Origin of the sequence: Pseudomonas sp. Bc-h, assembly GCF_002080045.1 — a bacterium.
In the GTDB taxonomy this organism is placed as follows: Bacteria; Pseudomonadota; Gammaproteobacteria; order Pseudomonadales; family Pseudomonadaceae; genus Aquipseudomonas.
This window is the reverse complement of the sequence record NZ_MUIN01000006.1, coordinates 472,587-495,884: the sequence shown is the minus strand read 5'-3', so window position 1 is coordinate 495,884 and position 23,298 is coordinate 472,587. Positions and strand designations below refer to the sequence as shown.

Sequence of the window (23,298 nt, the reverse complement as noted above, 5' to 3'; positions counted from 1 at the left end):
CCCCGCTCTCGTAGCGGGGTTTTTTATTGCATCACTCAAAGCAGCCGAAAACAAAAACGCCCCGAACCAGTCGGGGCGTTCTGCATTGCATTACAGCCTTACATCACTCAGTGAGACACCGCGCCACTGGCGCCAAGGCCAGTCTGCGAGCGCACGAACTGCGGGAAGAACAGTGCACGTTCGCCTTCTGCCGCTTTCGATTTGTCGGTGATCGAGAAGAACCAGATGCCGACGAAAGCGATGATGATGGAGAAGAACGCCGGGTACTCGTACGGGAAGATCGCCTTCTCGTGATGCAGGATCTGCACCCAGATGGTCGGGCCGAGAATCATCAGGATCACTGCGCTGAGCAGGCCCATCCAGCCGCCAATCATGGCGCCACGGGTGGTCAGGTTTTTCCAGTACATCGAGAGCAACAGCACAGGGAAGTTGCAGCTCGCAGCGATGGAGAACGCCAGGCCGACCATGAATGCGATGTTCTGACTTTCGAAGGCGATACCCAGCACGATGGCGACGATGGCCAGCGCAATGGTGGTCATCTTCGACACGCGGATTTCATCTTTCTCGTTGGCTTTACCGGCCTTGATCACACTGGCGTACAGGTCGTGAGACACCGCCGATGCACCGGCCAGAGTCAGACCGGCAACCACCGCCAGGATGGTGGCGAAGGCTACCGCCGAGATGAAGCCCAGGAACAAGCTGCCACCGACCGCATTGGCCAGGTGCACCGCCGCCATGTTGTTACCGCCCAACAGAGCGCCCGCTGCATCCTTGAACGCCGGGTTGGTGCTGACCAGCAGGATCGCGCCGAAGCCGATGATAAAGGTCAGGATGTAGAAGTAACCGATGAAGCCAGTCGCGTACAGGACCGACTTACGGGCTTCCTTCGCGTCGCTCACAGTGAAGAAGCGCATCAGAATGTGTGGCAGACCGGCCGTACCGAACATCAGAGCCAGACCCAACGAGAACGCCGAAATCGGATCCTTCACCAGACCGCCCGGGCTCATGATGGCTTCACCTTTTGGGTGAACCTTGATGGCTTCGGAGAACAGGACATTGAAGTCGAAATTGACGTGCTTCATCACCATGAAGGCCATGAAGGTGGCACCCGACAGCAACAGAACAGCTTTGATGATCTGTACCCAGGTGGTCGCCAGCATGCCGCCGAACAGCACGTACAGGCACATCAGGATACCGACCAGCACCACCGCCACGCTGTAGTCCAGGCCGAACAGCAGCTGGATCAGTTTGCCGGCACCGACCATTTGCGCGATCAGGTAGAACGCTACCACCACCAGCGAACCGCAGGCGGACAGGGTGCGAATCTCCTTCTGCTTGAGGCGATAGGACGCCACGTCAGCGAAGGTGTATTTACCCAGGTTGCGCAGGCGTTCGGCGATCAGGAACAGAATGATCGGCCAGCCGACGAGAAAGCCGATCGAGTAGATCAGGCCGTCATAACCGGAGGCGTACACCAGCGCAGAAATACCCAGGAAGGAGGCTGCCGACATGTAGTCACCGGCAATGGCCAGACCGTTCTGGAAACCGGTGATCTTGCCGCCGGCGGCGTAGTAGTCCGCGGCCGATTTGTTTTTCTTGGCCGCCCAGTAGGTCACGCAGAGCGTGGCGCCGACGAAGATCACGAACATAATGATCGCGGCGACGTTGAGCGGTTGTTTCTGCACGGCGCCAGTCAGGGCATCCGCCGCCCAGAGAGTCGGTGCAAAGGCCGCAAGGCCCAAGGCTGCGAACAGGCGCCGGATCATTGTTGAGCCTCCTTCAGGATCGCGTTGTTCAGCTCATCGAACTCGCCGTTTGCACGACGAACATAGATGGCGGTCAACACGAACGCGGAGATGATCAAGCCCACGCCGATTGGCATTCCCCAAGTGATGGATGATGTGGCGCTGAGTTTGGCGCCGAGAATCTGAGGCCCATACGCAATCAAAAGGATGAAAGCGGAATAGAGCCCAAGCATGATCGCCGAGAGAATCCAGGCGAATCGTTCCCTTTTCGAGACCAGCTCCTTGAAGCGCGGGCTGTTCTGAATCGAGAGGTAAATGCTGTCGTTCATTGTTTTTGTCCTCGCAGCACAGATGGATGTCACGTATTCCACTTTAGTCCGCTCTGGGGCGCACTCCAGACGACCTTAGTATTAGAACGACATTAGTTGCTGTGCGCGGGGCAGCGTAGTTGCGGGGAATTGAAAAACCGGAGGCAGATTTGGCAGAAGTGACACTGAACGCCGCTAAAACCTGTAGCAGGCCGGCTCGCCGGCGTTGAGACCCTTGAATCACCACCGCCGGCAATCCGGACTACTGCAGACAACGCGAATCGAACAATGAAAAAACCGCCTGGCAATCACTCACCAGGCGGTCTTTTTAGATGAAGGCTTTATTGCAACTTACTTACCGGTCCACTCTTTAACGCGGTCCGGATGTTTGGCGACCCAATCCTTGGCAGCCGCTTCTGGCTTGGCGCCGTCCTGAATGGCGAGCATGACTTCGCCGATTTCATCCTTGCTGGTCCACTGGAATTTCTTCAGGAACTCAGCCACGTCCGGGGCCTTTTTGGCCAGGTCCAGGCTGCCGATGTTATCGACGGTTTCAGCTGCGCCATAGACGCCTTTTGGATCTTCCAGGAATTTCAGTTTCCATTTGGCGAACATCCAGTGCGGCACCCAGCCGGTCACGGCAATGGATTCTTTCTTGTTTTCAGCGCGGGTCAGCTCGGCAATCATGCCGGCGCCGGAACTCGCCTGAAGTTTGTAACCGTCCAGGCCGTAATCCTTGATCGCCTGATCGGTCTTGATCATCACGCCGGAACCTGCGTCGATACCCACGATCTTCTTCTTGAAGGACTCGTCGGTCTTGAGGTCCGCAACGGAGTTGGCTTTGACGTACTCAGGCACGATCAGGCCGATTTTCGCGTCTTTGAAGTTCGGACCGTAGTCGGTGACCTTGTCCTTGTTCTTGGTCCAGTACTCGCCGTGGGTCACAGGCAGCCAGGCAGACAGCATCATGTCCAGCTTGCCGGTAGCAACACCCTGCCACATGATCCCGGCAGCGACTGCCTGCAATTTGACCGGATAACCCAGTTTTTCCTTGATCACTTCGGCGGCGACGTTAGTGGTCGCAACGCTGTCGGACCAGCCGTCCACATAACCGATGCTCAGCTCCGGCTTGTCTGCGGCAACGGCCAGCGTGGAACTGATGGCAAGGGCCAGAACGGCACCCGCACCCAGGATATTTCGAATCTTCATCGTTACTTCCCCGGTAGTCCTGAACCCGACGGCGGTCGGGTATCGTTAACGTTCTTATAAGGTCACGACCCGCGCCCATGTTGGGCGCGTCGCGCACTTTTCACGCCTCAATCACTTGCCTGCGCAGCCGCACTCGCTGCGTTGACGAATCGATCATCAACCCCCACCGCCCTTGTGCCTTTCCTGTCAGCGACACTCAGACAGCGGGAAACGACATCACCGGGCCATCAACGACAGACAGGTCGTAAAACACATGGCAGTCCGTCCGAAAATTGCATGCCGAAAACACAGCTGACATTTTCAAGCTGCAAGCGGCCGGTAAAAGCGGGGTAAGCGAGGGCCCGACTTGCAGCGTTTGGCCTGCCGCCTGGAGCTGCTCCTGGGCTAGACTGCCGACCTCTGCCTCACTTCGGCCCGATCATGCCCGTCACCGCCCGCTCGCCTGTCGTCCTTTATCTTTTCTCCTGCCTGATTGCTCTGCTCGCCCTGTGCGGTTATTGGTACGGCCTCGGTAAACCGGTGGTTTTACCGGACGCTGCCACCCCGAGTCACAAGCTGCAATGTGCGTCCTACACGCCCTTCGACAAGGATCAGTCGCCGTTCGATCAGCCGTTCACCTTGCGCCCTGCGCGAATGGATGCCGACCTGGCGTTGCTGGCGACCCGCTTCCAATGCATCCGCACGTATTCGATGACGGGCCTTGAAGCGATCCCGGAACTGGCGCGCAAACACGGTCTGAAAGTGATGCTCGGCGCCTGGGTCAATGCCAACCCGCAGGACACCGCCAAGGAAATCAAAGCATTGATCGCGCAGGCCAATGCTTATCCGGATGTGGTCAGCGCAGTGATCGTTGGTAACGAAACCCTGTTACGCAAGGAAGTGACCGGGCCGCAACTGGCCAGACTCATTCGCCAGGTAAAGGCACAGGTCAAACAGCCGGTGACCTACGCCGACGTCTGGGAATACTGGCTGCAATACCCTGATGTCGCGCCGGCAGTGGATTTTCTGACGATTCATTTGCTGCCCTATTGGGAAGACGACCCCAAAGGCATCGACGAGGCGCTCGATCACGTCGCGCAGATCCGCCAGCTGTTCGGCAGCAAGTTCGCGCCCAAGGACATTCTGATCGGTGAAACCGGCTGGCCTAGCGAAGGACGCCAGCGGGAAACCGCGCTTCCCAGTCGCGTCAACGAGGCGAAATTCATTCGCAGTTTCGTCGCCATGGCCGAGCACAACGGCTGGCACTACAACCTGATCGAGGCGTTCGACCAGCCGTGGAAGCGTGAAGCCGAAGGTGCGGTCGGCGGTTACTGGGGACTGTTCGATGCAGACCGCCAGGAGAAAGGCGTGCTCGCCGGGCCTGTGTCGAACCTGCCTTATTGGCCATTCTGGCTGAGCGTGAGCGCAGCGATCAGCCTCCTGACACTTGCACTGGCAGGCCGGGTAACACAGGCGCGCGGTGCGATGCTCCTGCCGCTGCTGGCCGTGTTCGCCGGTTGCTGCATTGGCACCTGGGGTGAACTGGCGCGGGTGACCAGCCGTTTCGTTGGTGAATACCTGTGGGCGGTCGCGCTGGTGGCGTTGAACCTGATTGTATTGGCCCACGCCGCATTGGCACTCTCGGGAAAAACGGGCTGGCGCGGCCGCGCTTTCGTCTGGTTCGAGGCACGGGCAGGCTGGTGGTTGAGTGCTGCCGGGTTCGCCGCTGCGGTGATGATGCTGGCGATGGTGTTCGACCCGCGTTACCGCAGTTTTGCCACACCGACCCTGTGGCTACCCGCCCTCTTCTATCTGTTGCGACCGGTGCCAGCCCCACGCAGAGAGATTGCCCTGCTCACGTTCATCGTCGGTGCCGGGATCGTCCCGCAACTGTTCCGCGAAGGTCTGAGTAACCCACAGGCCTTGGCGTGGGCGGCGGTCAGCCTGCTGATGACTCTGGCGTTGTGGCGCAGCTTGAGGGTGAGCGGGCTGCCTGCTGTTCCAGGCACCTTGCCGCAGTCCGAGACAGAGCGCACGCCGGGGTGACGGCACCAGGAACACATTGTGTTACCGATGACGTCATTCCAAAACAGAATACGGGTAACACGGAAACAGAATGACCTGTGCTGACAGGTTGGAAAAATCTGCATTATTTTCAACCTATTGATTTTAAAAGGTTTTAAAAAGTTGGCACGGCACCTGCTATATCTCCTGCATAACAAGAATAAAATGTGAAAACCCAATAAAAATAAGATGAATCGGCTCTGACATAACAAGAACAACGGCACAGAGACGCAGCCAACAGATTTTTTTGGAGTAGATGTGCTTTACCGAGGTCTTGGCCTCGCAGCCCGACAGAGAACAATAAAACTACCTTCAGGTAGCGTCCGGAACGGGTTGGATCTTCGCCACAAGCGAAATGGATCGAAGCAGATAAGCGCTCAAAAAAATACGTTTGCTCTTGTATCCCGGATGGGGATCACTGAAGAACGCTGTGAAGGGTACGGTTGCCAAAAACAACAATAGACCGCCCTAAAACAATAAAAAAAGAGCACGTGCAACGATTTAAAGGGGAGCCTCGGCTCCCCTTTATGCTGTCTGCGATTCGGTTTTTTACCTATCGATCCGCTGCTGCCCTTGTAACAGTCCGGCTTGCAGGCGGTAGAGATATCGAAAATGTCATCGCCGGCAAGCCGTGCTGCTAAAGGGGTGACAATATTCAGTATTCAGGCAGCCCGTACCAGCCGCAACCCGGCAATCACCACCGCGAACACCGCCAGGCTCGCCGTATACAACACCAGCGCCAGCATCCCCAGCAGCAAGCCGATCACGGCCAGTACCCGACCAATCCTGGACGGCACGAAAAACGCGATGACCGACATGATCAGCGCTCCCCAGCCAAAGACGCCAAAGTGAATCAGCAATCCCAGGTTCGAGCGGACCGCGCATTGCCATCTGAAGGTTTCGTCGGAGCACGCCCCGACCCATTGCACGTCCTCCATCAGCCCGTAACGCAAGCCATAACTGGCGGCAAGCCAAAGGGTCAGACAAACGAGCAGAACAACCAGCGGCAGACGACGCGACACGGAAAACTCCAGCGTTGGAAAACGACGCTCAGCATATCCCTGGCGCGCGGCACACAACACGCAAATCATATTTAAAGCACAAGCAGACACGCCAAAAGTGCCGAAACGTGTATTGTCGCCTAGGGTCTTTACACGGGCAGCTTGCCGCTGCGGCACTTTGGCACTACACCCGTGTCATAGCCTGCGTATTTCAACAGCACTTCTTTCCCAAGGGATTTAGTCATGCTTCGTTTTTTACGCCTCGCCGCCCTTTCCGGCGGCTTGTTCTTGAGTGCGTCCGTGATGGCGGTCGACATCGATCCGTCCAGCTATGGCTACCCTCTGACCAATCCGTTCGAAGCGACTATCGCCACGACGCCTCCTGATCTGCGTGCCAAGGTGCCCGAAGACGCCGACATCGATCAGGACGACTACAGCCTGACCCTGCGGCCGGATCGCGAATTCACCCTGCCGGATAACTTCTGGGCCGTGAAGAAACTGCGTTACCGCCTGGCCAAGCAAGACAAACCGGCCCCCCTGATCTTCCTCATCGCGGGCACCGGCGCGCCTTACAACAGCACGCTCAACGAATACCTCAAGCGTCTGTATTACGGAGCTGGGTATAACGTCGTACAGCTTTCATCGCCAACCAGCTACGACTTCATGAGCGCAGCCTCACGTTTCGCCACACCGGGCGTGACCAGCGAGGACGCCGAAGACCTCTACCGCGTGATGCAGGCAGTGCGTGCCCAGCAGAGCAAATTGCAGGTCACCGAGTATTACCTGAGCGGCTACAGCCTTGGCGCTCTGGACGCGGCATTCGTCAGCAAGCTGGACGAAACCCGGCGCAGTTTCAACTTCAAGAAAGTGTTGTTGATCAACCCTCCGGTCAACCTCTACACCTCGATCAGCAACCTGGACAAGATGGTCCAGACCGAGGTCAAGGGCATCAACAACAGCACCACCTTCTATGAACTGGTGCTGCAGAAGCTGACCCGTTACTTCCGCGAGAAAGGCTACATCGACCTCAACGATGCGCTGCTCTACGACTTCCAGCAGTCCAAGCAGCACCTGTCCAACGAACAGATGGCAATGCTGATCGGCACCTCGTTCCGTTTCTCGGCCGCCGACATCGCCTTTACCTCGGACCTGATCAACCGTCGCGGTCTGATCACTCCACCGAAGACGCCGATCAGCGAAGGCACCAGCCTGACGCCGTTCCTCAAACGCGCGCTGCAATGCGACTTCGACTGCTACGTGACCGAGCAGGTGATCCCGATGTGGCGAGCCCGCACCGATGGCGGCAGTCTGCTGCAACTGGTGGACCAGGTGAGTCTGTATGCGCTCAAGGATTACCTGACCACCAGCAAGAAAATCGCCGTGATGCATAACGCCGACGACGTGATTCTGGGCCCGGGCGATCTCGGTTTCCTGCGCAAGACCTTTGGCGATCGCCTGACCGTTTACCCCTATGGCGGTCACTGCGGCAACATGAACTATCGCGTCAACAGCGACGCCATGCTGGAGTTTTTCCGTGGCTAAACGTCTATTGCTCATAGCCGCCCTGCTCTGCGCAGGCACTGTTCACGCGGCCGACGCGCCGATTGTTTCTCAAGCTGCGACGGTCAAACGGGTCGACAATCCGGACGGTTTCACCGAGCCGCTGAAGTCGCTGAAATTCAACCCTGGCCTCGACGCTCAGGAATTCGAACGTTCGTCGCTCAACGCGCTCAACGTTTACGACCCCTTGGAGTCGTGGAACCGTCGGGTTTACCACTTCAACTACCGCTTCGATGAGTGGGTATTTCTGCCGGTGGTCAACGGCTATAAATACGTCACCCCAAGCTTCCTGCGCACCGGCGTCAGCAACTTCTTCAGCAACCTGGGCGACGTCCCGAATCTGCTGAACAGCCTGCTGCAGTTCAAGGGCAAGCGTTCGATGGAAACCACCGGGCGCCTGATCATCAACACCACGTTGGGCATCGCCGGCCTGTGGGACCCGGCGACGATGATGGGCTTGCCGAAACAGAGCGAAGACTTCGGTCAGACGTTGGGCTTCTATGGCGTGCCCGCAGGGCCGTACTTCGTGCTGCCGATTCTCGGTCCGTCGAACTTCCGCGACACCGGCGGCCTGGTGTTCGACTTTACCGCCGAGTCGCAGATCAACTTCCTGAACGTGGCGCAGGTCAGCCAGGATCATCCGGAGCTGTACCTGCTGCGTGCCATCGACCGGCGCTACACCACCAGCTTCCGTTACGGCCAGATGGATTCGCCGTTCGAGTATGAGAAGGTGCGCTACGTGTACACCGAGGCGCGCAAGTTGCAGATTTCAGAATAGGGATTGTTCTCCTGTAGCAGTCCGGCTTGCCGGCGGTGGCGGATTCCAGGGCCTCACCGCTGGCAAGTCGGACGGCTACAGTGGATCCCATGCAGCTCCAGAATCATCTAACAATCCGATCAATACCTCGCAAAATCGTCACCCATCCATCGCCTCAACAGGCATAACATAGGCGCCATTCCCACATATCCCGGAGTGAGCCTCATGACTCAATTACGCAAAGTGCTGTCGATCCAGGCCGGTCAACCGACCTCGGACGGCGCGGGCGTCAAGCTGACACGCGTCTTCGGCGGTCCCGGCGTCGAGCTGTTCGACCCCTTCCTGATGCTCGACGAATTCGGCTCAGACAAGCCTGACGATTACATCGCCGGTTTCCCACCGCATCCGCACCGTGGTTTCGAAACCGTGACCTACATGCTCGAAGGCCGCATGCGCCATGAAGACCACATGGGCAATGTCGGCCTGCTCCAGGGCGGCGGCGTGCAGTGGATGACCGCTGCGCGCGGCGTGATCCACAGTGAAATGCCGGAACAGGAAGAGGGCGTGATGCGCGGCTTCCAGCTGTGGCTGAATCTGCCGGGCAAATCGAAGATGGGCGACGCCGGTTACGACGACATTCAGCCGGAACGCATCCCTCGCGTCACCACGCAGAACGGTGTCGAAGTGGTGGTGATCGCCGGGCAGTTCGACGATGGCCAGACGCAACAGGCCGGCGCCGTGCAGCGGCCCGATACTGAGCCTCAGTATTTCGACTTCCACATGCCTGCTGGCACGCAGATCAGCCCCCGCGTTCCGGACGGTCATCGCGTGCTTCTGTATGTGTACGAAGGCGAGGTGGAGATTGCCGGACAACCGCAGAGACTCGGCCAGAGCCGTCTGGCTCGGTTGTCGGAGAACGGCGAGCTGCAACTGAGCACTGCAACCGACGCTCGCGTGCTGCTGATTGCTGGCAAACCGTTGGGCGAGCCGATCGTCCAGTACGGCCCGTTCGTGATGAACAGCCGCGAAGAGATCGAACAGGCCCTGCGCGATTTTCGCGATGACAAGCTGACAGCTTGAGGAGCGAGCGTTCCGCCTTCAGCGGGCTATTTGAAATCAAAAGCGAACGCAGCTCTTCAATCCTGACACAGGACCTGTGGGAGACGCCGGAGGTCACGACGGCAGCGATGGCGGCTTGTCGGGTCGCGATTCGGACGATAGCAGTGTGTCAGTTAGCAGATGAGCCATCTGACCCACCGCATTCGCGGCTGTCGCACAGCTCCAGCACCTCCCACAGGTCCAGCGCCAGACGCGGTTCTTGTGGGAGACGCCGGAGGTCACGACGGTACGGGCCGCGATTCGGACGATGGCGGCTTGTCAGTTAGCAGATGAGCCATCTGACCGACCGCAATCGTCCGACCACGGCCCGGACTGCTACGGAAAATCAGTGTTCCCCCAATCGCAAAAACCTCATCAACTGTTCCTTCTGGGCCATCGCGTCGCGGCGGCCCAGTTCGATCAGTTCGCTGCAATACCCCGATTCGAACAGCAGATAACTCAGCACCCCTGCCCCGCTGGTCTTCGTCGCGCCCGGGCCGCGCAGAAACGTGCGCAATGCCGGGGGCAGTTCGCGACGATGGCGGGCGGCAATTTCGTCGATGGGCTGGCTGGGTGAGATGACCAGGACTTCCACCGGCGCCAGCGATTGCGCGGGCGTCGGTTGCTCTGAAACCTGCGGCGAAGGCTGATGTGGGTCTGGCAGCATGCGGCTGAGGAGGTTGAGCCGCTCCAGCAACTCGATATCGCTTTCAAGGCTGTCGATGAACGTGCTGTTGAGCATGTGCCCACCGATCTGCGCCAGACTCGGCTGCACGCCGCTCACCGCTCGCTGCACCGGGGTATTGGCGCCGAGCCCGCGCGGGTTGCCGCTGACGCCCACCACCAGCACGCGATTTGCGCCCAGGTGCAACGCCGGGCTGATCGGCGCCGACTGACGCACAGCCCCGTCGCCGAAATACTCATGCTCGAGTTTGACCGGTGCAAACAACAACGGAATGGCTGAACTCGCCAACAGGTGATCGACAGTCAGCTTGGTGGGCAAGCCGACCCGTCGATGCCGAAGCCAGGAATCGATCGTGCCTTTGCCCTGATAGAACGTGACCGCCTGCCCCGACTCGTAACCAAACGCTGTCACGGCAACCGCACGCAAATGCCTGGCTTCGATGGCCTCGTCGATACCGGCCAGATTCAGCCGTTCAGTCAGCAGGTCTCGCAAGGGTGAGCTGTTGAGCAACGCGACGGGAATCTGCTTGCGCCCGATGCCCAACAGGCTTCGGCCAAAGAATCGTGCGGCCTGCCGAATCACCCCGACCCAGTCGCTGCGCAACACCTGATGGCTGCGAAAGCCCTGCCAGAAGTCAGTCAGTTCGTGGATTGCGGTGCGAAATTGCGCGGCGCCACTGGCCAGCTTTACCGCATTGATGGCGCCCGCCGAGGTACCGACGATCACCGGAAAGGGATTTTTCGCACCGACCGGCAGCAGGTCGGCGATCCCCGCCAGCACGCCGACCTGATAGGCCGCCCGGGCCCCACCGCCGGAAAGAATCAGACCGGTGACCGGCTCGATGGTGTCCGGGGCATGCGAGGCCGTCGAAGCGCTGTTGACTGTTTTTTGTTCTGTTGCGCTTGTCGTCATGAAAGGCTCAGTTCTTGATGTCAGCCACGCTTTTTATACAGCTTCGGCTCGCCCGGCGGTCGACTTTTGAAGCGCCGATGGGCCCACAGATACTGCTCGGGGCAGGCCGTCACAGCGCGCTCGACCCACTGATTGATGCGTATGCAGTCGGCTTCGTCGCTTTCACCGGGGAAGTTTTCCAGCGGCGGATGAATGACCAGCTTGTAGCCGCTGCCGTCCGCCAGACGCTCCTGCGTGAACGGCACCACTTGCGCGCGACCCAGCGTCGCGAATTTGCTGGTGGCCGGCACGGTGGCAGCGGGAATGCCGAACAGCGGCACGAAGATGCTCTGCTTGGCGCCGTAATCCTGATCCGGCGCGTACCAGATGGCTCGGCCCTTGCGCAGCTGTTTGATCATGCCGCGCACGTCTTCGCGCTCGACAGCGATGGAATCCATGTTGTGGCGCTCGCGGCCACGACGCTGGATGTAATCGAACAGCGCGTTTTTGTGCTCGCGGTACATGCCGTCGATGGTGTGCTGCTGGCCAAGCAGGGCCGCGCCAATCTCGAGCGTGGTGAAGTGCAGCGCCATGAGAATCACGCCCTGCCCTTCAAGTTGCGGCTGCTTGAGGTGCTGCAACCCTTCGATATGCGCCAGTTTCGCCAGGCGTTGCGGGCTCCACCACCAGCTCATGGCCATCTCGAAGAAGGCGATGCCGGTGGACGCGAAGTTTTCCTTGAGCAGGCGTTTGCGCTTGGCCTTCGAATACAGGGGGAAGCACAACTCCAGATTGCGCGCGGCAATGATCCGGCGATCGGTGGCAAAGTAGTACATGATGCCGCCGAGCGCCCGGCCGATCGCGACCAGCACACGGAACGGCAACTGTACGATCAGCCAGAGCAAACCCAGCCCCAGCCACAGCGGCCAGAAGCGGGGGTGAAGAAATCGGGCTCGAAAACGCGGGCGATCCATTACAGCTTCCGTCAAGGCAAAGGCGGGCATTCTACATCGGTTCGGCAGGATTCGTGACGCTTCGTCGGTTGCGGCTCCCTTGCGACTCGCGGGCGTTCTCGTTATAAGTCTCGGCACTTTTAGCGACAAGCCGCTGTATGCCGACATGAGCCAAATCGAATTGCAAGACAAGGAACCCGTGTTCCAGCTGAAGGGCAGCATGCTGGCCATCACCGTGCTGGAACTGGCCCGCAACAACCTCGAAGCGCTGGATCGTCAGTTGGCGGCAAAAGTCGCCCAGGCCCCGAACTTCTTCAGCAATACCCCGCTGGTGCTGGCGCTGGACAAGCTGCCACCCAACGAAGGCGCGATCGATCTGCCGACCATGATGCGCATCTGCCGTCAGCATGGTCTGCGCACGCTGGCCATCCGCGCCAACCGGATCGAGGACATCGCCGCCGCCATCGCCATTGACCTGCCCGTTCTGCCACCATCGGGTGCGCGGGAAAGAGCACTCGATCCGACGGAAGGCGAAGTGAAGAAAAAGCCGGAAGTGATCGTCAAACCACCCGAGCCTCTGATCAAGCCGACCAAGATAATCACGGCTCCCGTGCGCGGCGGTCAGCAGATTTATGCCCAAGGTTCGGATCTGGTGGTGATTTCCTCGGTCAGCCCCGGCGCGGAACTTCTCGCCGATGGCAACATCCATGTGTATGGTCCCATGCGGGGCCGGGCCCTGGCAGGCATCAAAGGCGATACCAAAGCGCGGATTTTCTGCCAGCAAATGGTCGCCGAACTGGTCTCCATCGCCGGGCAATACAAGGTTTCCGAAGACTTGCGCAGAGATCCTCTGTGGGGGGCCGGGGTACAGGTCAGTCTGTCCGGCGACGTGTTGAACATCACCCGTCTTTAACGGATACTGCGCCATTTTCAAAGCCGCTCTGATTCGTCGCGAAAACGATGCAAAGGGAAAGGAAATCCGTTTAGTTGTCGGTTTTTCTCGAATCATGATCCCGATACGGGTTCTGGTTTCCACCGTTGCTCGGGTAACGCTGCGTCACGAGGGGCTCTTCAGGGACACAAAAGTCCTTTTCCTCTAGGGGTGATTCACCTTGGCCAAGATTCTCGTGGTTACATCCGGCAAGGGTGGTGTGGGCAAGACCACCACCAGCGCCGCTATCGGTACCGGCCTCGCTCTGCGCGGCCACAAAACAGTCATCGTCGACTTCGACGTCGGTCTGCGTAACCTCGACCTGATCATGGGTTGCGAGCGTCGCGTCGTTTATGACTTCGTCAACGTGGTCAACGGCGAAGCCAACCTGCAACAGGCCCTGATCAAGGACAAGAAGATCGAAGGCCTGTACGTGCTGGCCGCCAGCCAGACCCGTGACAAGGAAGCGCTGACCAAGGACGGCGTGGAAAAAGTCCTGATGGAACTCAAGGAGTCCTTCGAGTACATCGTCTGCGACTCCCCTGCCGGTATCGAAACGGGCGCTCACCTGGCGATGTACTTCGCTGACGAAGCGATCGTCGTGACCAACCCGGAAGTCTCCTCGGTACGTGACTCGGACCGCATGCTGGGCCTGCTGGCCAGCAAATCGCGCCGCGCCGAGCGTAACGAAGACCCGATCAAGGAACATCTGCTTCTGACCCGCTACAACCCTGAGCGCGTGAGCAAGGGCGAGATGCTGGGCGTTGAAGACGTGAAGGAAATCCTGGCCGTGACCCTGCTGGGCGTGATCCCGGAATCCCAGGCCGTGCTGAAGGCATCCAACCAGGGCGTCCCGGTCATCCTCGACGACCAGAGCGACGCTGGCCAGGCATACAGCGATGCAGTCGACCGCCTGTTGGGCAAAGACCGCGAGCACCGCTTCCTGGACGTACAGAAAAAAGGATTTTTCGAACGTCTGTTCGGGGGTAATTAATGAGTATTTTTGACTTCTTTCGTGCCAACAAAAAGCCCAGCACCGCGTCGGTAGCGAAAGAGCGTCTACAGATCATCGTGGCGCACGAACGCGGCCAACGCAGCACCCCGGACTACCTGCCAGCCTTGCAGAAGGAGCTGGTCGAGGTGATTCGCAAGTACGTCAATATCGGCAACGATGACGTGCATGTCGCCCTGGAAAACGACGGCAGCTGCTCGATTCTGGAACTCAATATCACCCTGCCTGATCGTTGATCGAAAAGGCAGTCGCCACGGCGGCTCGGTCGCCATGATCCTTTCGAGGGATTGTGGCGGGCGAGCCGCCGTCGGCGTTTGTTACGCCCCTGTTTTTAGCTACGAGGCTGATCGATGCCGCTGTCCAATGTTCACATTCTCCATCAGGACGATGCCGTTCTGGTGGTGAACAAGCCCACCCTGCTGCTCTCGGTGCCCGGTCGCGCCGACGACAACAAGGACTGCCTGATTACCCGTCTGCAGGAAAACGGCTATCCCGAGGCGCGGATCGTTCACCGGCTGGACTGGGAAACGTCCGGCATCATCCTGCTGGCTCGCGATGCGGATACCCACCGAGAGCTGTCTCGGCAGTTTCATGACCGCGAAACCGAAAAGGCCTATACCGCGCTGGCCTGGGGGCAACCCGAACTGGACAGTGGCAGCATCGATCTGCCGCTGCGTTACGACCCGCCAACCAAGCCGCGACATGTGGTCGATCATGAACTCGGCAAGCACGCGCTGACGTTCTGGAAGGTGCTGGAGCGGTATGACACCCACTGCCGGGTCGAACTGACGCCGATTACCGGGCGTTCGCATCAGTTGCGGGTGCACATGTTGTCGATCGGGCATCCGCTGTTGGGAGACGGGTTGTATGCGCACCCCGAGGCATTGGCGGCGTACCCGCGGTTGTGTCTGCATGCAAGCATGTTGACCTTTACCCATCCAGGGACGGGTAAGCGGTTGCGGTTTGAGTGTCCTGCGCCGTTTTGAATAGGTAGTAAGTTTTGGGGGCGCTTCGATACAAGGTCCCCAGCCACGTCATTCTTGAACATATTGAAGTAGCAATCGATATCACTAATCGCGATTAAGATAATCGCCACTTCATCTAATCCAAACTCCAGTACACAATGGCCCATATTCCTGCGCTGCCTTATACTTTCCCTGCAAACTCACTATCCAAGGAATGCAGCCATGACATTATCTTCCGACAGAGAATCCGAAAAATCTGAAACCATCCCGGCGGAATTATTAAAGTATCCACAGATGGTAGTGTCGTATCGGACGCTGGAAACCACTCCAATGAAGTTGAGGGTTCGCGTGAAGGGCCTCACTGACAAGGACGAAATACACTTCCATTATCTGATGCCTAGAGGAAAGCCCATTCCACCTCCAGTGAGCCCTGGAATCAAAGTAAAACCTGGCCATGACTATCAGGAAGTAGAGTTTCACCCGATGTCCGCCTCTAACTGGAAAAACGTGACCATCGGCCTCAAGTACAAGATCCGCAACCCAGAAGGTAAAGAAACCTTTGCTGAACAGTGGCTAGCTGTTCACTTCGTAGAGTAATGCCAAGTTCATGAGTTACGGACTGCAGGCCGTGACCCATGCCCCCCCTGAGACAACAACACAACGCCATAGAGCAAGCTGGCCCAATTAACTTAGCAAGCCCCAAACAAACGTTTCAATACAACAGAGGCGCACAACCTCTATCCCGTGCATTTTGCTTCTCTTTTCAACAAACATGCCCCCCCTTAGGCCACAAAAAGGAACATTGATCCAAGCCGCTAGCACACAACGCGCCCCAATACGGTAAACTCCCGCCATTGCTGTCTGGAGTAACTTATGCGCGAAGAGTTGAACCAAGGCCTGATCGATTTCCTCAAGGCCTCTCCCACCCCGTTTCATGCCACCGCAAGCTTGGTACAACGTCTGGAAGGCGCCGGTTATCAGCGTCTGGACGAGCGTGAGCCATGGCACACCGAAGCCGGTGGCCGCTACTACGTCACCCGTAACGACTCTTCCATCGTCGCTTTCAAGCTGGGCCGTCTCTCTCCCCTGATCGGCGGCATCCGACTGGTCGGCGCCCACACCGACAGCCCATGCCTGCGGGTCAAGCCCCAGCCTGAACTGCAACGTCAGGGCTTCTGGCAATTGGGTGTCGAAGTCTACGGCGGCGCCCTGCTCGCTCCGTGGTTCGACCGCGACCTGTCGCTGGCCGGCCGTGTCACCTTCCGCCGAGATGGCAAAGTCGAAAGCCAACTGATCGATTTCAAGTTGCCGATTGCGATCATCCCGAACCTGGCGATCCACCTCAATCGCACCGCCAACGAAGGCTGGCCGATCAATCCGCAGAACGAACTTCCGCCGATCCTCGCCCAGGTTGCGGGCGACGAGCGCGCCGACTTCCGCGCCCTGCTCACTGACCAACTGGCCCGCGAGCACGGTCTGAACGCCGATGTGGTGCTCGATTACGAGCTGAGTTTCTACGACACCCAAAGCGCTGCAGTCATCGGCCTAAACGGCGACTTCATCGCTGGCGCGCGTCTGGACAACCTGCTGTCGTGCTTTGCCGGTCTGCAAGCGCTGCTCAATGCCGATGGCGACGAGACCTGCCTGCTGATCTGCACCGACCACGAAGAAGTCGGTTCGACCTCGGCCTGTGGCGCCGACGGCCCGATGCTGGAGCAAGTGCTGCAACGTCTGCTGCCGGAAAGCGACGACTACGTGCGCACCATCCAGAAGTCGCTGTTGATCTCCGCCGACAACGCCCACGGCGTTCACCCGAACTACGCCGACAAGCACGACGGCAATCACGGTCCGAAACTCAACGCGGGCCCGGTGATCAAGGTCAACACCAACCAGCGCTACGCCACCAACAGCGAAACCGCCGGGTTCTTCCGTCATCTGTGCATGGCTGAAGAAGTACCGGTGCAGAGTTTCGTGGTACGCACCGACATGGCGTGCGGTTCGACCATCGGCCCGATCACCGCCGGACATCTGGGCGTGCGCACCGTGGACATCGGCCTGCCGACCTTCGCCATGCACTCGATCCGCGAGCTGGCGGGCAGCCAGGACCTGGCGCATCTGGTGAAGGTACTGTCAGCGTTTTATGCGAGCACCGAGCTGCCGTAAGCACCACATCCCCTGTAGCAATCCGGCTTGCCGGAGTGCACAGGGGGTGATCTTTGCGCATCCATGACCTCGGTCACACGTCCCTGCAAAATCCGACCTAGACTGTCTGTATCTGTCCCCAACAGAGAGTCAGTCATCATGGACGAGTATTTTTCCCTTCTGATTCCAGTCGTCGTTGGCATGCTGCTGTTGTGTATCGGCTTCAGCTATCGCGAGTACCGCAGCGGCGTGGCGTCGATCACACTGGGTATGTTGCTGATGCTTGGCACGGCCGCGGTGCAGATCATGGACAAGCTCACATGAAGCGATGACGCCCGCGGGCTTTACGAGCCACCGCGCAAAATGCTTCTCGCCAATGCCAGGCGCCACTCGTAAACTCACCAGTCCTGCCTGAACGCCCCGGCTGGCTTCGCGTGGCCGCGTCAGGTGCCTGTCGATTCGAGGTTCATTGCCTGGTGATTGTTTCTGCCCGCCTGTCCGTCCTGCCGCGTCTGTTGCTGATTTGTCTGCTGGCATTGTTTCCCGTCGCGCTCACCCAGGCCGCCGGGCTGCCCAGCCTGTTGAGTGGCCAGAAAGCCCAGCCACAAGCGCAGGAGCCGCTGGGCCAGTCGCTGGATGAGGTGATCACTTCGCTGGAAAACGACCAGCAGCGCAGCAAGCTGCTGGATGATTTGAAGAAGCTTCGCGACGCCACCAAAAAGGCCCAACCCACCGCAGAGCAAGGTGTCCTCGGGCTCATCGGCAGTACGCTGGGGGAATTCGAGAAGCAGTTCACCGGTGAAGACAGCCCGCTCAGCCGCTGGGGCGATGAAGTAGCGATGGCCGAGCAGGAGCTGATGGACCTGATGCTCCCCGCCAACCAATGGTGGCCGATCATCTTCAGCTTTGCCTTGGTCATCGCGTTGTGGAGCCTGTTGGCCGCCGCGCTGATCTGGCTCAGTCATCGGGTGCGCGTACGCTTCGGTCTGTCGGAGGAGCTGCCGCAACATCCCCGCCCCACGGACATGCTGCGCTTTGCCCTGCGCAAGCTGGGGCCCTGGCTGATCGCGCTGGTGATCACGGTTTACCTCAGTTACTCGCTGCCGCCGTCGCTGGGCCGTGACCTGGCCATGGTGCTGGCTTACGCCTTGGTGGTAGGCACCCTGTTTTCGGCGATCTGCGTGATCGCGTTCTCGCTGCTCGACGGCCCGCACCGGCATCAGGCGTTGCACATTCTGCGGCATCAGGCGTTCCGCCCACTGTGGTGGATCGGCAGTTTTGCCGCGTTCGGTGAAGCCCTGAGCGATCCGCGTCTGGTGGCAAGCCTTGGCGTGCATCTGGCGCACACCGCCGCAACTCTGGCCAACGTCATGGCAGCCGTGTCTACGGGGCTGTTCATCATCCGTTTCCGTCGGCCGATCGCGCATTTGATCCGCAATCAGCCGTTGTCCCGCCGCCTCAAACGCCGTGCCCTGAGCGACACCATCGAGGTGCTGGGCAGCTTCTGGTACCTGCCCGCGCTGGTACTGGTGGGTGTGTCGCTGTTCGCCACGTTCTTCTCGGCAGGCGATACCAGCACCGCGTTACGCCAGTCGCTGATCTGCACCGTGCTCTTGGTGCTGTGCATGGTCATCAACGGCCTGGTGCGCCGCCACTCGCAAAAGCCGGCACACGGTCACCGACGCCATGCGCTGTACTCGGATCGTCTCAAGAGCTTTTTCTACACCGTGGCGCATCTGCTGGTGTGGCTGCTGTTCATCGAACTGGGTCTGCGGGTCTGGGGCTTGTCCCTGGTGCGTTTTTCCGAGGGTGACGGCCACGACATCAGCGTGCGCATCATCGGGCTGGCGACGACGCTGATATTTGCCTGGCTGATCTGGATTCTGGCCGACACCGCGATTCACCATGCCCTCACCCGCTCGCGCAAAGGCTTGGCCAACGCTCGCGCGCAAACCATGATGCCGCTGATCCGCAATGTGCTGTTCGTGACCATTTTCATCATCGCGGTGATCGTCGCGCTGGCGAACATGGGCATGAACGTCACGCCACTGCTGGCTGGTGCCGGTGTGATCGGTCTGGCCATCGGCTTCGGTGCGCAATCGCTGGTAGCGGACCTGATCACCGGCCTGTTCATCATCATCGAAGACTCGCTGGCGATCGACGATTACGTGGACGTCGGCGGACACCTGGGCACGGTCGAAGGGCTGACCATCCGCACGGTGCGCCTGCGCGATATCGACGGCATCGTTCATACCATCCCGTTCAGCGAAATCAAGAGCATCCAGAACTACTCGCGGGAATTTGGCTACGCGATCTTCCGCATCGCCATTCCGTCGAACATGAACATCGACGACGCGCTGAAAATGATCCGCGACGTCGGCCAGAAGATGCGCACCGATCCGCTGCAACGACGCAATATCTGGTCGCCACTGGAGATTCAGGGGGTGGAGAGTTTCGAGTCGGGTAACGCGATCCTGCGTGCGCGCTTCAAGACTGCGCCGATCAAGCAATGGGAAGTGTCCCGGGCGTTCAACCTGTCGCTCAAACGCTATCTGGATGAAGCCGGCATGGACCTGGCGACGCCGCGTTTGAATGTGCAGGTCAGCACCAGTGGCGGGAGTGTGAGCGGGGTGGGTGGGAAGAAGGAAGACGTTGCAGGGAGCTGACTCAACACAAGTCCCGTGGGAGTGAGTTTGCTCGCGAAAGTGGTAGATCAGTCACTGCTGCATTGACTGAACTGACATATTCGCGAGCAAGCTCCCTCCCACAGGACCGCGTCAGGAGCAGGGAACAGATCAAGTTACGGCGCAGTCGACGCCGTCTTGGCACCCTCTGCCATCGCCGCAAACCGCGCCTTGTTATCGGCGTAATACGCAGCCACCACTTTCTCTGGCGAGTTACCTGGCTCCCGCGCGGCGGACATCATCTTTTGCAGGTCAGCCTGCGGGATGGAGTAGTGCGAGAAGAACTGCGCGACTTTCGGGTATTGCTCGCTGAACCCTTTACGGGCCACGACATGAATCTGCTCCACACCGCCGAACAGGTGCTCCGGGTCATCCAGATAGCGCAGCGGGTATTTGGCAAACATCCAGTGCGGGCTCCAGGCATTCACCAGTGACCACTTGCCCCGCTTGAGGTTGCGGTCCAGTTCGCTGAGCATGCCGCTTTCCGAAGACGCGACCATCTTGTAGCCGACGATCTTCTTATCGTTGAGCACTTTTTCGGTCAGCTTGTACTGACCGTTGCCCACTTCGGAGGTAAGGATCTTGCCGTCGAATTTCTCGGCAATCCCCGGCTTGTTCAAGTCAGCCAGACTCGATACCTCGCTGGCCGGAACGATGTCCGGAACCGCCATGCCGATGCGTCCTTCGTACAACACGCCCAGATCTTCGAGCTTGTCCTTGTACTTGTCATAGAACGCCTTGTGCGTGCCCGGCAGCCAGACCATCGGGATCAGGTCGATGTTGCCGTTGGCCATGGCCTGAAACTGGATGCCGATATCGGCCATCACCAGCTTCACCGGCTGTTTCAACTGATCTTCGAGAATAATGTTGGCCAGCTTGACGGCGATTTCCGTGTCCGACCAGTTGACCCATCCGATACGAACGGGCGGCTGGTCTGCGGCTTGAGTGAACAGACTCACCGAGGTCAAGGCGAGCCCTGCCAACCAACCAATACGTTTTTTCTTATACGGCGAATAAGCAACCATCGTGCATCTCCCCTGTCGTGTATGGGTGTTACCGGGTGTGGCAGTGAAAGTGGTGAATCGCCAGTCTCGGCCAGCTGTTCGGCCGATAGTAGCCACACACTGAGTGTGGGCGCAAGCGAAATGTACACCAGCGTCACCTGCGCTTGACACACATGTACATTCCTCCTAGTTTTGCGTCAAACCAAGCCTGATGTTCCCTTCCAGGAGCGCACCACGATGTCCAGCGACCCGCTGCTGCAGCCCTACAAGATCAAGAACCTGACGCTCAGAAACCGCATCATGACCACCTCCCACGAACCGGCGTATCCGGTCGACGGCATGCCCAAGGACCTGTATCGGGCCTACCACGTCGAACGCGCGAAGGCCGGTGTTGCGCTGACCATGACCGCAGGTTCGGCAGCCGTGTCTCGTGACAGCCCACCCGTGTTCAATAACGTGCTGGCGTACAAGGATGAGGTAGTGGGCTGGCTCAAGGACCTGACCGACGAATGCCACGAACACGGCGCGGCGGTGATGATTCAGCTGACGCACCTGGGGCGCCGCACGCGCTGGGACAAGGCCGACTGGTTGCCCGTGGTCTCGCCCTCGCATCGGCGTGAGGCCTCACACCGCTCGTTTCCCAAGAAGCTCGAAGAATGGGATATCCAGCGGATCATCAAAGACTACGTCGATGCTGCCGAACGCATGAAAGCCGCCGGCATGGACGGTCTTGAGCTTCAGGCCTACGGCCACTTGATGGACCAGTTCTGGTCGCCACTGACCAATGACCTGCAAGGCGAATACGGCGGCTCGCTGGACAACCGGCTGCGTTTCACCTTCGACATCCTGCGCGGCATTCGCAAACAGTGTGGTGAAGACTTCCTGCTGGGCGTGCGCTACACCGGCGACGAGGACCTGCCAGGCGGATTCGGTGCCGAAGAAGGCCTCGCCATTTCGCACAAGCTCAAGGACAGCGGTTTGGTGGACTTCCTCAACGTCGTCAAAGGCCACATCGACACCGATGCAGGCCTCACCGATGTGATCCCGATTCAGGGCATGCGCAACTCGCCTCACCTGGACTTCGCCGGTGAAATCCGTGCGGCCACTGGGTTCCCGACCTTTCACGCGGCAAAAATCCCCGACGTTGCCACTGCCCGTCACGCCATTGCGTCCGGCAAGGTCGACATGGTCGGCATGACCCGCGCGCACATGACCGACCCGCACATCGTGCGCAAGATCATCGAAAAGCGCGAAGAAGAAATCCGCCCTTGCGTCGGCGCCAACTACTGCCTGGACCGCATTTATCAAGGCGGTGCGGCGTACTGCATCCATAACGCCGCGACCGGTCGCGAGACCACCATGCCCCACGAGATCCCAAAGGCTGCGACCAAACGCAAGGTCGTCGTGATCGGTGCAGGCCCTGGTGGACTGGAGGCCGCGCGCGTCGCTGCCGAGCGTGGGCATGACGTCACGGTACTGGAGGCGGCTGACCAACCCGGCGGTCAGATTCGTCTGACTTCGTTGAGCGAACGCCGTCGCGAGATGATCAGCATCATCGACTGGCGCATGGCGCAGTGCGAACGCATGGGCGTGAAGTTCCAGTTCAACACCTGGGCAGAAGCGCAAACCGTGCTGGATCAGGAACCGGACGTGGTGATCGTCGCCACCGGCGGCCTGCCGGACACCGAAGTATTGAAGGAAGGCAACGAGTTGGTGGTGTCGGTCTGGGACATTATTTCCGGGGACGCCAAACCGGGGAAGAACGTGCTGATCTTCGATGACGCCGGCGATCACGCCGCGTTGCAGGCGGCGGAAGTCATCGCCCAGAGCGGCGCACATCTGGAAATCGTCACCCCGGACCGGTCCTTCTCGCCTGAAGTCATGGCCATGAATCTGGTGCCCTACATGCGCAGTCTTCAGGACCTGGACGTGGTGTTTACCGTGACCTATCGCGTGGAGTCGGTGCAGCGGCGCGACGGCAAGCTGGCGGCGATCTTCGGCAGCGATTACGGCAAGGTCAACAAAGAGCGCATCGTCGATCAGGTGGTGATCAACCACGGCACACTGCCGCTGGACGACCTGTATTTCGAACTGCGGCCGCACTCCAGCAACGGTGGCGCGGTGGAGCAGCACGACCTGATTGCGGGCAATGTGCAGAACCTGGTGACCAACCCGGACGGGCGATTCCAACTGTTCCGGATCGGGGACGCAGTGGCGGCGCGCAACACCCATGCGGCGATTTACGATGCGTTGCGGTTAGTGAAGGACCTTTGAGCCGACCCCTATAGCAGCCCGGCCGGGCTGCTATAG

General features: G+C 59.3%; 20 protein-coding genes. 13 read left to right on the top strand and 7 right to left on the bottom strand.

Annotated elements, in window-relative coordinates; all coding sequences use genetic code 11:
- Positions 1-107 precede the first annotated feature (107 nt).
- The 3 genes from BWR59_RS12850 to BWR59_RS12840 all read right to left on the bottom strand — a co-directional run bounded on the left by BWR59_RS12850 (position 108) and on the right by BWR59_RS12840 (position 3,262).
- Positions 108-1,766 (bottom strand): cation acetate symporter, encoded by a 1,659-nt coding sequence (locus BWR59_RS12850; RefSeq protein ID WP_081565998.1) that lies wholly within the window; start codon positions 1,764-1,766, stop codon positions 108-110.
- Positions 1,763-2,074 (bottom strand): DUF485 domain-containing protein, encoded by a 312-nt coding sequence (locus BWR59_RS12845; RefSeq protein WP_081565997.1) that lies wholly within the window; start codon positions 2,072-2,074, stop codon positions 1,763-1,765. Before BWR59_RS12845 ends, BWR59_RS12850 begins: the two co-directional genes overlap by 4 nt.
- A gap of 330 nt (positions 2,075-2,404) precedes the next feature.
- Complete coding sequence (locus BWR59_RS12840; protein WP_081565996.1) at positions 2,405-3,262, bottom strand: glycine betaine ABC transporter substrate-binding protein; 858 nt, start codon at positions 3,260-3,262, stop codon at positions 2,405-2,407.
- Between the two features lie 420 nt (positions 3,263-3,682).
- Between BWR59_RS12840 and BWR59_RS12835 the strand changes: the two genes are divergently transcribed.
- Positions 3,683-5,287, top strand: coding sequence for a glycosyl hydrolase family 17 protein (locus tag BWR59_RS12835; RefSeq protein WP_081565995.1), 1,605 nt, complete (start codon positions 3,683-3,685; stop codon positions 5,285-5,287).
- A gap of 680 nt (positions 5,288-5,967) precedes the next feature.
- Here the strand turns inward: BWR59_RS12835 and BWR59_RS12830 are convergent.
- Positions 5,968-6,327, bottom strand: coding sequence for a hypothetical protein (locus tag BWR59_RS12830; protein ID WP_081565994.1), 360 nt, complete (start codon positions 6,325-6,327; stop codon positions 5,968-5,970).
- Between the two features lie 222 nt (positions 6,328-6,549).
- Here BWR59_RS12830 and BWR59_RS12825 point away from each other — a divergent pair, with 222 nt between their 5' ends.
- The 3 genes from BWR59_RS12825 to BWR59_RS12815 all read left to right on the top strand — a co-directional run bounded on the left by BWR59_RS12825 (position 6,550) and on the right by BWR59_RS12815 (position 9,703).
- Positions 6,550-7,848: a serine/threonine protein kinase gene (locus BWR59_RS12825; protein WP_081565993.1), complete on the top strand. Its 1,299-nt coding sequence runs from the start codon at positions 6,550-6,552 to the stop codon at positions 7,846-7,848.
- Positions 7,841-8,644 carry a VacJ family lipoprotein gene (locus BWR59_RS12820; RefSeq protein ID WP_081565992.1) on the top strand — a complete coding sequence of 268 codons (804 nt, stop codon included), beginning with the start codon at positions 7,841-7,843 and terminating at the stop codon, positions 8,642-8,644. Before BWR59_RS12825 ends, BWR59_RS12820 begins: the two co-directional genes overlap by 8 nt.
- A 204-nt stretch (positions 8,645-8,848) precedes the next feature.
- The gene (locus BWR59_RS12815) at positions 8,849-9,703 is read left to right on the top strand and encodes a pirin family protein (protein WP_081565991.1); all 855 of its coding nucleotides are present in this window, start codon (positions 8,849-8,851) and stop codon (positions 9,701-9,703) included.
- Positions 9,704-10,067: 364 nt separating this feature from the next.
- On the opposite strand, the gene BWR59_RS12810 is transcribed toward BWR59_RS12815, so the two are convergent.
- Complete coding sequence (locus tag BWR59_RS12810) at positions 10,068-11,318, bottom strand: patatin-like phospholipase family protein (protein ID WP_081565990.1); 1,251 nt, start codon at positions 11,316-11,318, stop codon at positions 10,068-10,070.
- Positions 11,319-11,338: 20 nt separating this feature from the next.
- Positions 11,339-12,271, bottom strand: coding sequence for a lipid A biosynthesis lauroyl acyltransferase (locus BWR59_RS12805; RefSeq protein WP_081565989.1), 933 nt, complete (start codon positions 12,269-12,271; stop codon positions 11,339-11,341).
- Between the two features lie 145 nt (positions 12,272-12,416).
- Between BWR59_RS12805 and minC the strand changes: the two genes are divergently transcribed.
- The 8 genes from minC to BWR59_RS12770 all read left to right on the top strand — a co-directional run bounded on the left by minC (position 12,417) and on the right by BWR59_RS12770 (position 19,966).
- The gene (gene minC / locus BWR59_RS12800; protein ID WP_081565988.1) at positions 12,417-13,163 is read left to right on the top strand and encodes a septum site-determining protein MinC; all 747 of its coding nucleotides are present in this window, start codon (positions 12,417-12,419) and stop codon (positions 13,161-13,163) included.
- Positions 13,164-13,362: 199 nt separating this feature from the next.
- On the top strand, positions 13,363-14,175 hold the full coding sequence (gene minD / locus BWR59_RS12795; protein WP_081565987.1) for a septum site-determining protein MinD: 813 nt from the start codon (positions 13,363-13,365) through the stop codon (positions 14,173-14,175).
- Positions 14,175-14,429 carry a cell division topological specificity factor MinE gene (minE, locus tag BWR59_RS12790; protein WP_037013831.1) on the top strand — a complete coding sequence of 85 codons (255 nt, stop codon included), beginning with the start codon at positions 14,175-14,177 and terminating at the stop codon, positions 14,427-14,429. Before minD ends, minE begins: the two co-directional genes overlap by 1 nt.
- A gap of 114 nt (positions 14,430-14,543) precedes the next feature.
- Positions 14,544-15,179: a pseudouridine synthase gene (locus BWR59_RS12785; RefSeq protein WP_081565986.1), complete on the top strand. Its 636-nt coding sequence runs from the start codon at positions 14,544-14,546 to the stop codon at positions 15,177-15,179.
- 201 nt (positions 15,180-15,380) lie between these two features.
- Positions 15,381-15,755 carry a hypothetical protein gene (locus BWR59_RS12780; RefSeq protein ID WP_081565985.1) on the top strand — a complete coding sequence of 125 codons (375 nt, stop codon included), beginning with the start codon at positions 15,381-15,383 and terminating at the stop codon, positions 15,753-15,755.
- A 276-nt stretch (positions 15,756-16,031) separates the two neighbouring features.
- Entirely contained in the window at positions 16,032-17,321 is a 1,290-nt protein-coding gene (locus tag BWR59_RS12775; RefSeq protein ID WP_081565984.1) for a M18 family aminopeptidase, read from the top strand.
- Between the two features lie 138 nt (positions 17,322-17,459).
- The gene (locus tag BWR59_RS32385; protein ID WP_168184482.1) at positions 17,460-17,624 is read left to right on the top strand and encodes a hypothetical protein; all 165 of its coding nucleotides are present in this window, start codon (positions 17,460-17,462) and stop codon (positions 17,622-17,624) included.
- Between the two features lie 152 nt (positions 17,625-17,776).
- Complete coding sequence (locus tag BWR59_RS12770; RefSeq protein WP_230981998.1) at positions 17,777-19,966, top strand: mechanosensitive ion channel domain-containing protein; 2,190 nt, start codon at positions 17,777-17,779, stop codon at positions 19,964-19,966.
- Between the two features lie 134 nt (positions 19,967-20,100).
- On the opposite strand, the gene BWR59_RS12765 is transcribed toward BWR59_RS12770, so the two are convergent.
- On the bottom strand, positions 20,101-21,009 hold the full coding sequence (locus BWR59_RS12765; protein ID WP_081565983.1) for a glycine betaine ABC transporter substrate-binding protein: 909 nt from the start codon (positions 21,007-21,009) through the stop codon (positions 20,101-20,103).
- Positions 21,010-21,225: 216 nt separating this feature from the next.
- Here BWR59_RS12765 and BWR59_RS12760 point away from each other — a divergent pair, with 216 nt between their 5' ends.
- Entirely contained in the window at positions 21,226-23,262 is a 2,037-nt protein-coding gene (locus BWR59_RS12760) for an NADH:flavin oxidoreductase (protein WP_081565982.1), read from the top strand.
- Positions 23,263-23,298: the final 36 nt, after the last annotated feature.

What these genes read in the sequence shown, in the direction of transcription:
- BWR59_RS32385 (WP_168184482.1), top strand. Translation starts at nt 17,460, where the DNA reads ATGGACGAGTATTTTTCCCTTCTGATTCCAGTCGTCGTTGGCATGCTG.
- BWR59_RS12840 (WP_081565996.1), bottom strand. Translation starts at nt 3,262, where the DNA reads ATGAAGATTCGAAATATCCTGGGTGCGGGTGCCGTTCTGGCCCTTGCC.
- BWR59_RS12775 (WP_081565984.1), top strand. Translation starts at nt 16,032, where the DNA reads ATGCGCGAAGAGTTGAACCAAGGCCTGATCGATTTCCTCAAGGCCTCT.
- BWR59_RS12845 (WP_081565997.1), bottom strand. Translation starts at nt 2,074, where the DNA reads ATGAACGACAGCATTTACCTCTCGATTCAGAACAGCCCGCGCTTCAAG.
- BWR59_RS12850 (WP_081565998.1), bottom strand. Translation starts at nt 1,766, where the DNA reads ATGATCCGGCGCCTGTTCGCAGCCTTGGGCCTTGCGGCCTTTGCACCG.
- BWR59_RS12825 (WP_081565993.1), top strand. Translation starts at nt 6,550, where the DNA reads ATGCTTCGTTTTTTACGCCTCGCCGCCCTTTCCGGCGGCTTGTTCTTG.
- BWR59_RS12835 (WP_081565995.1), top strand. Translation starts at nt 3,683, where the DNA reads ATGCCCGTCACCGCCCGCTCGCCTGTCGTCCTTTATCTTTTCTCCTGC.
- BWR59_RS12815 (WP_081565991.1), top strand. Translation starts at nt 8,849, where the DNA reads ATGACTCAATTACGCAAAGTGCTGTCGATCCAGGCCGGTCAACCGACC.
- minC (WP_081565988.1), top strand. Translation starts at nt 12,417, where the DNA reads ATGAGCCAAATCGAATTGCAAGACAAGGAACCCGTGTTCCAGCTGAAG.
- BWR59_RS12785 (WP_081565986.1), top strand. Translation starts at nt 14,544, where the DNA reads ATGCCGCTGTCCAATGTTCACATTCTCCATCAGGACGATGCCGTTCTG.
- BWR59_RS12780 (WP_081565985.1), top strand. Translation starts at nt 15,381, where the DNA reads ATGACATTATCTTCCGACAGAGAATCCGAAAAATCTGAAACCATCCCG.
- minE (WP_037013831.1), top strand. Translation starts at nt 14,175, where the DNA reads ATGAGTATTTTTGACTTCTTTCGTGCCAACAAAAAGCCCAGCACCGCG.
- BWR59_RS12765 (WP_081565983.1), bottom strand. Translation starts at nt 21,009, where the DNA reads ATGGTTGCTTATTCGCCGTATAAGAAAAAACGTATTGGTTGGTTGGCA.
- BWR59_RS12760 (WP_081565982.1), top strand. Translation starts at nt 21,226, where the DNA reads ATGTCCAGCGACCCGCTGCTGCAGCCCTACAAGATCAAGAACCTGACG.
- BWR59_RS12805 (WP_081565989.1), bottom strand. Translation starts at nt 12,271, where the DNA reads ATGGATCGCCCGCGTTTTCGAGCCCGATTTCTTCACCCCCGCTTCTGG.
- BWR59_RS12810 (WP_081565990.1), bottom strand. Translation starts at nt 11,318, where the DNA reads ATGACGACAAGCGCAACAGAACAAAAAACAGTCAACAGCGCTTCGACG.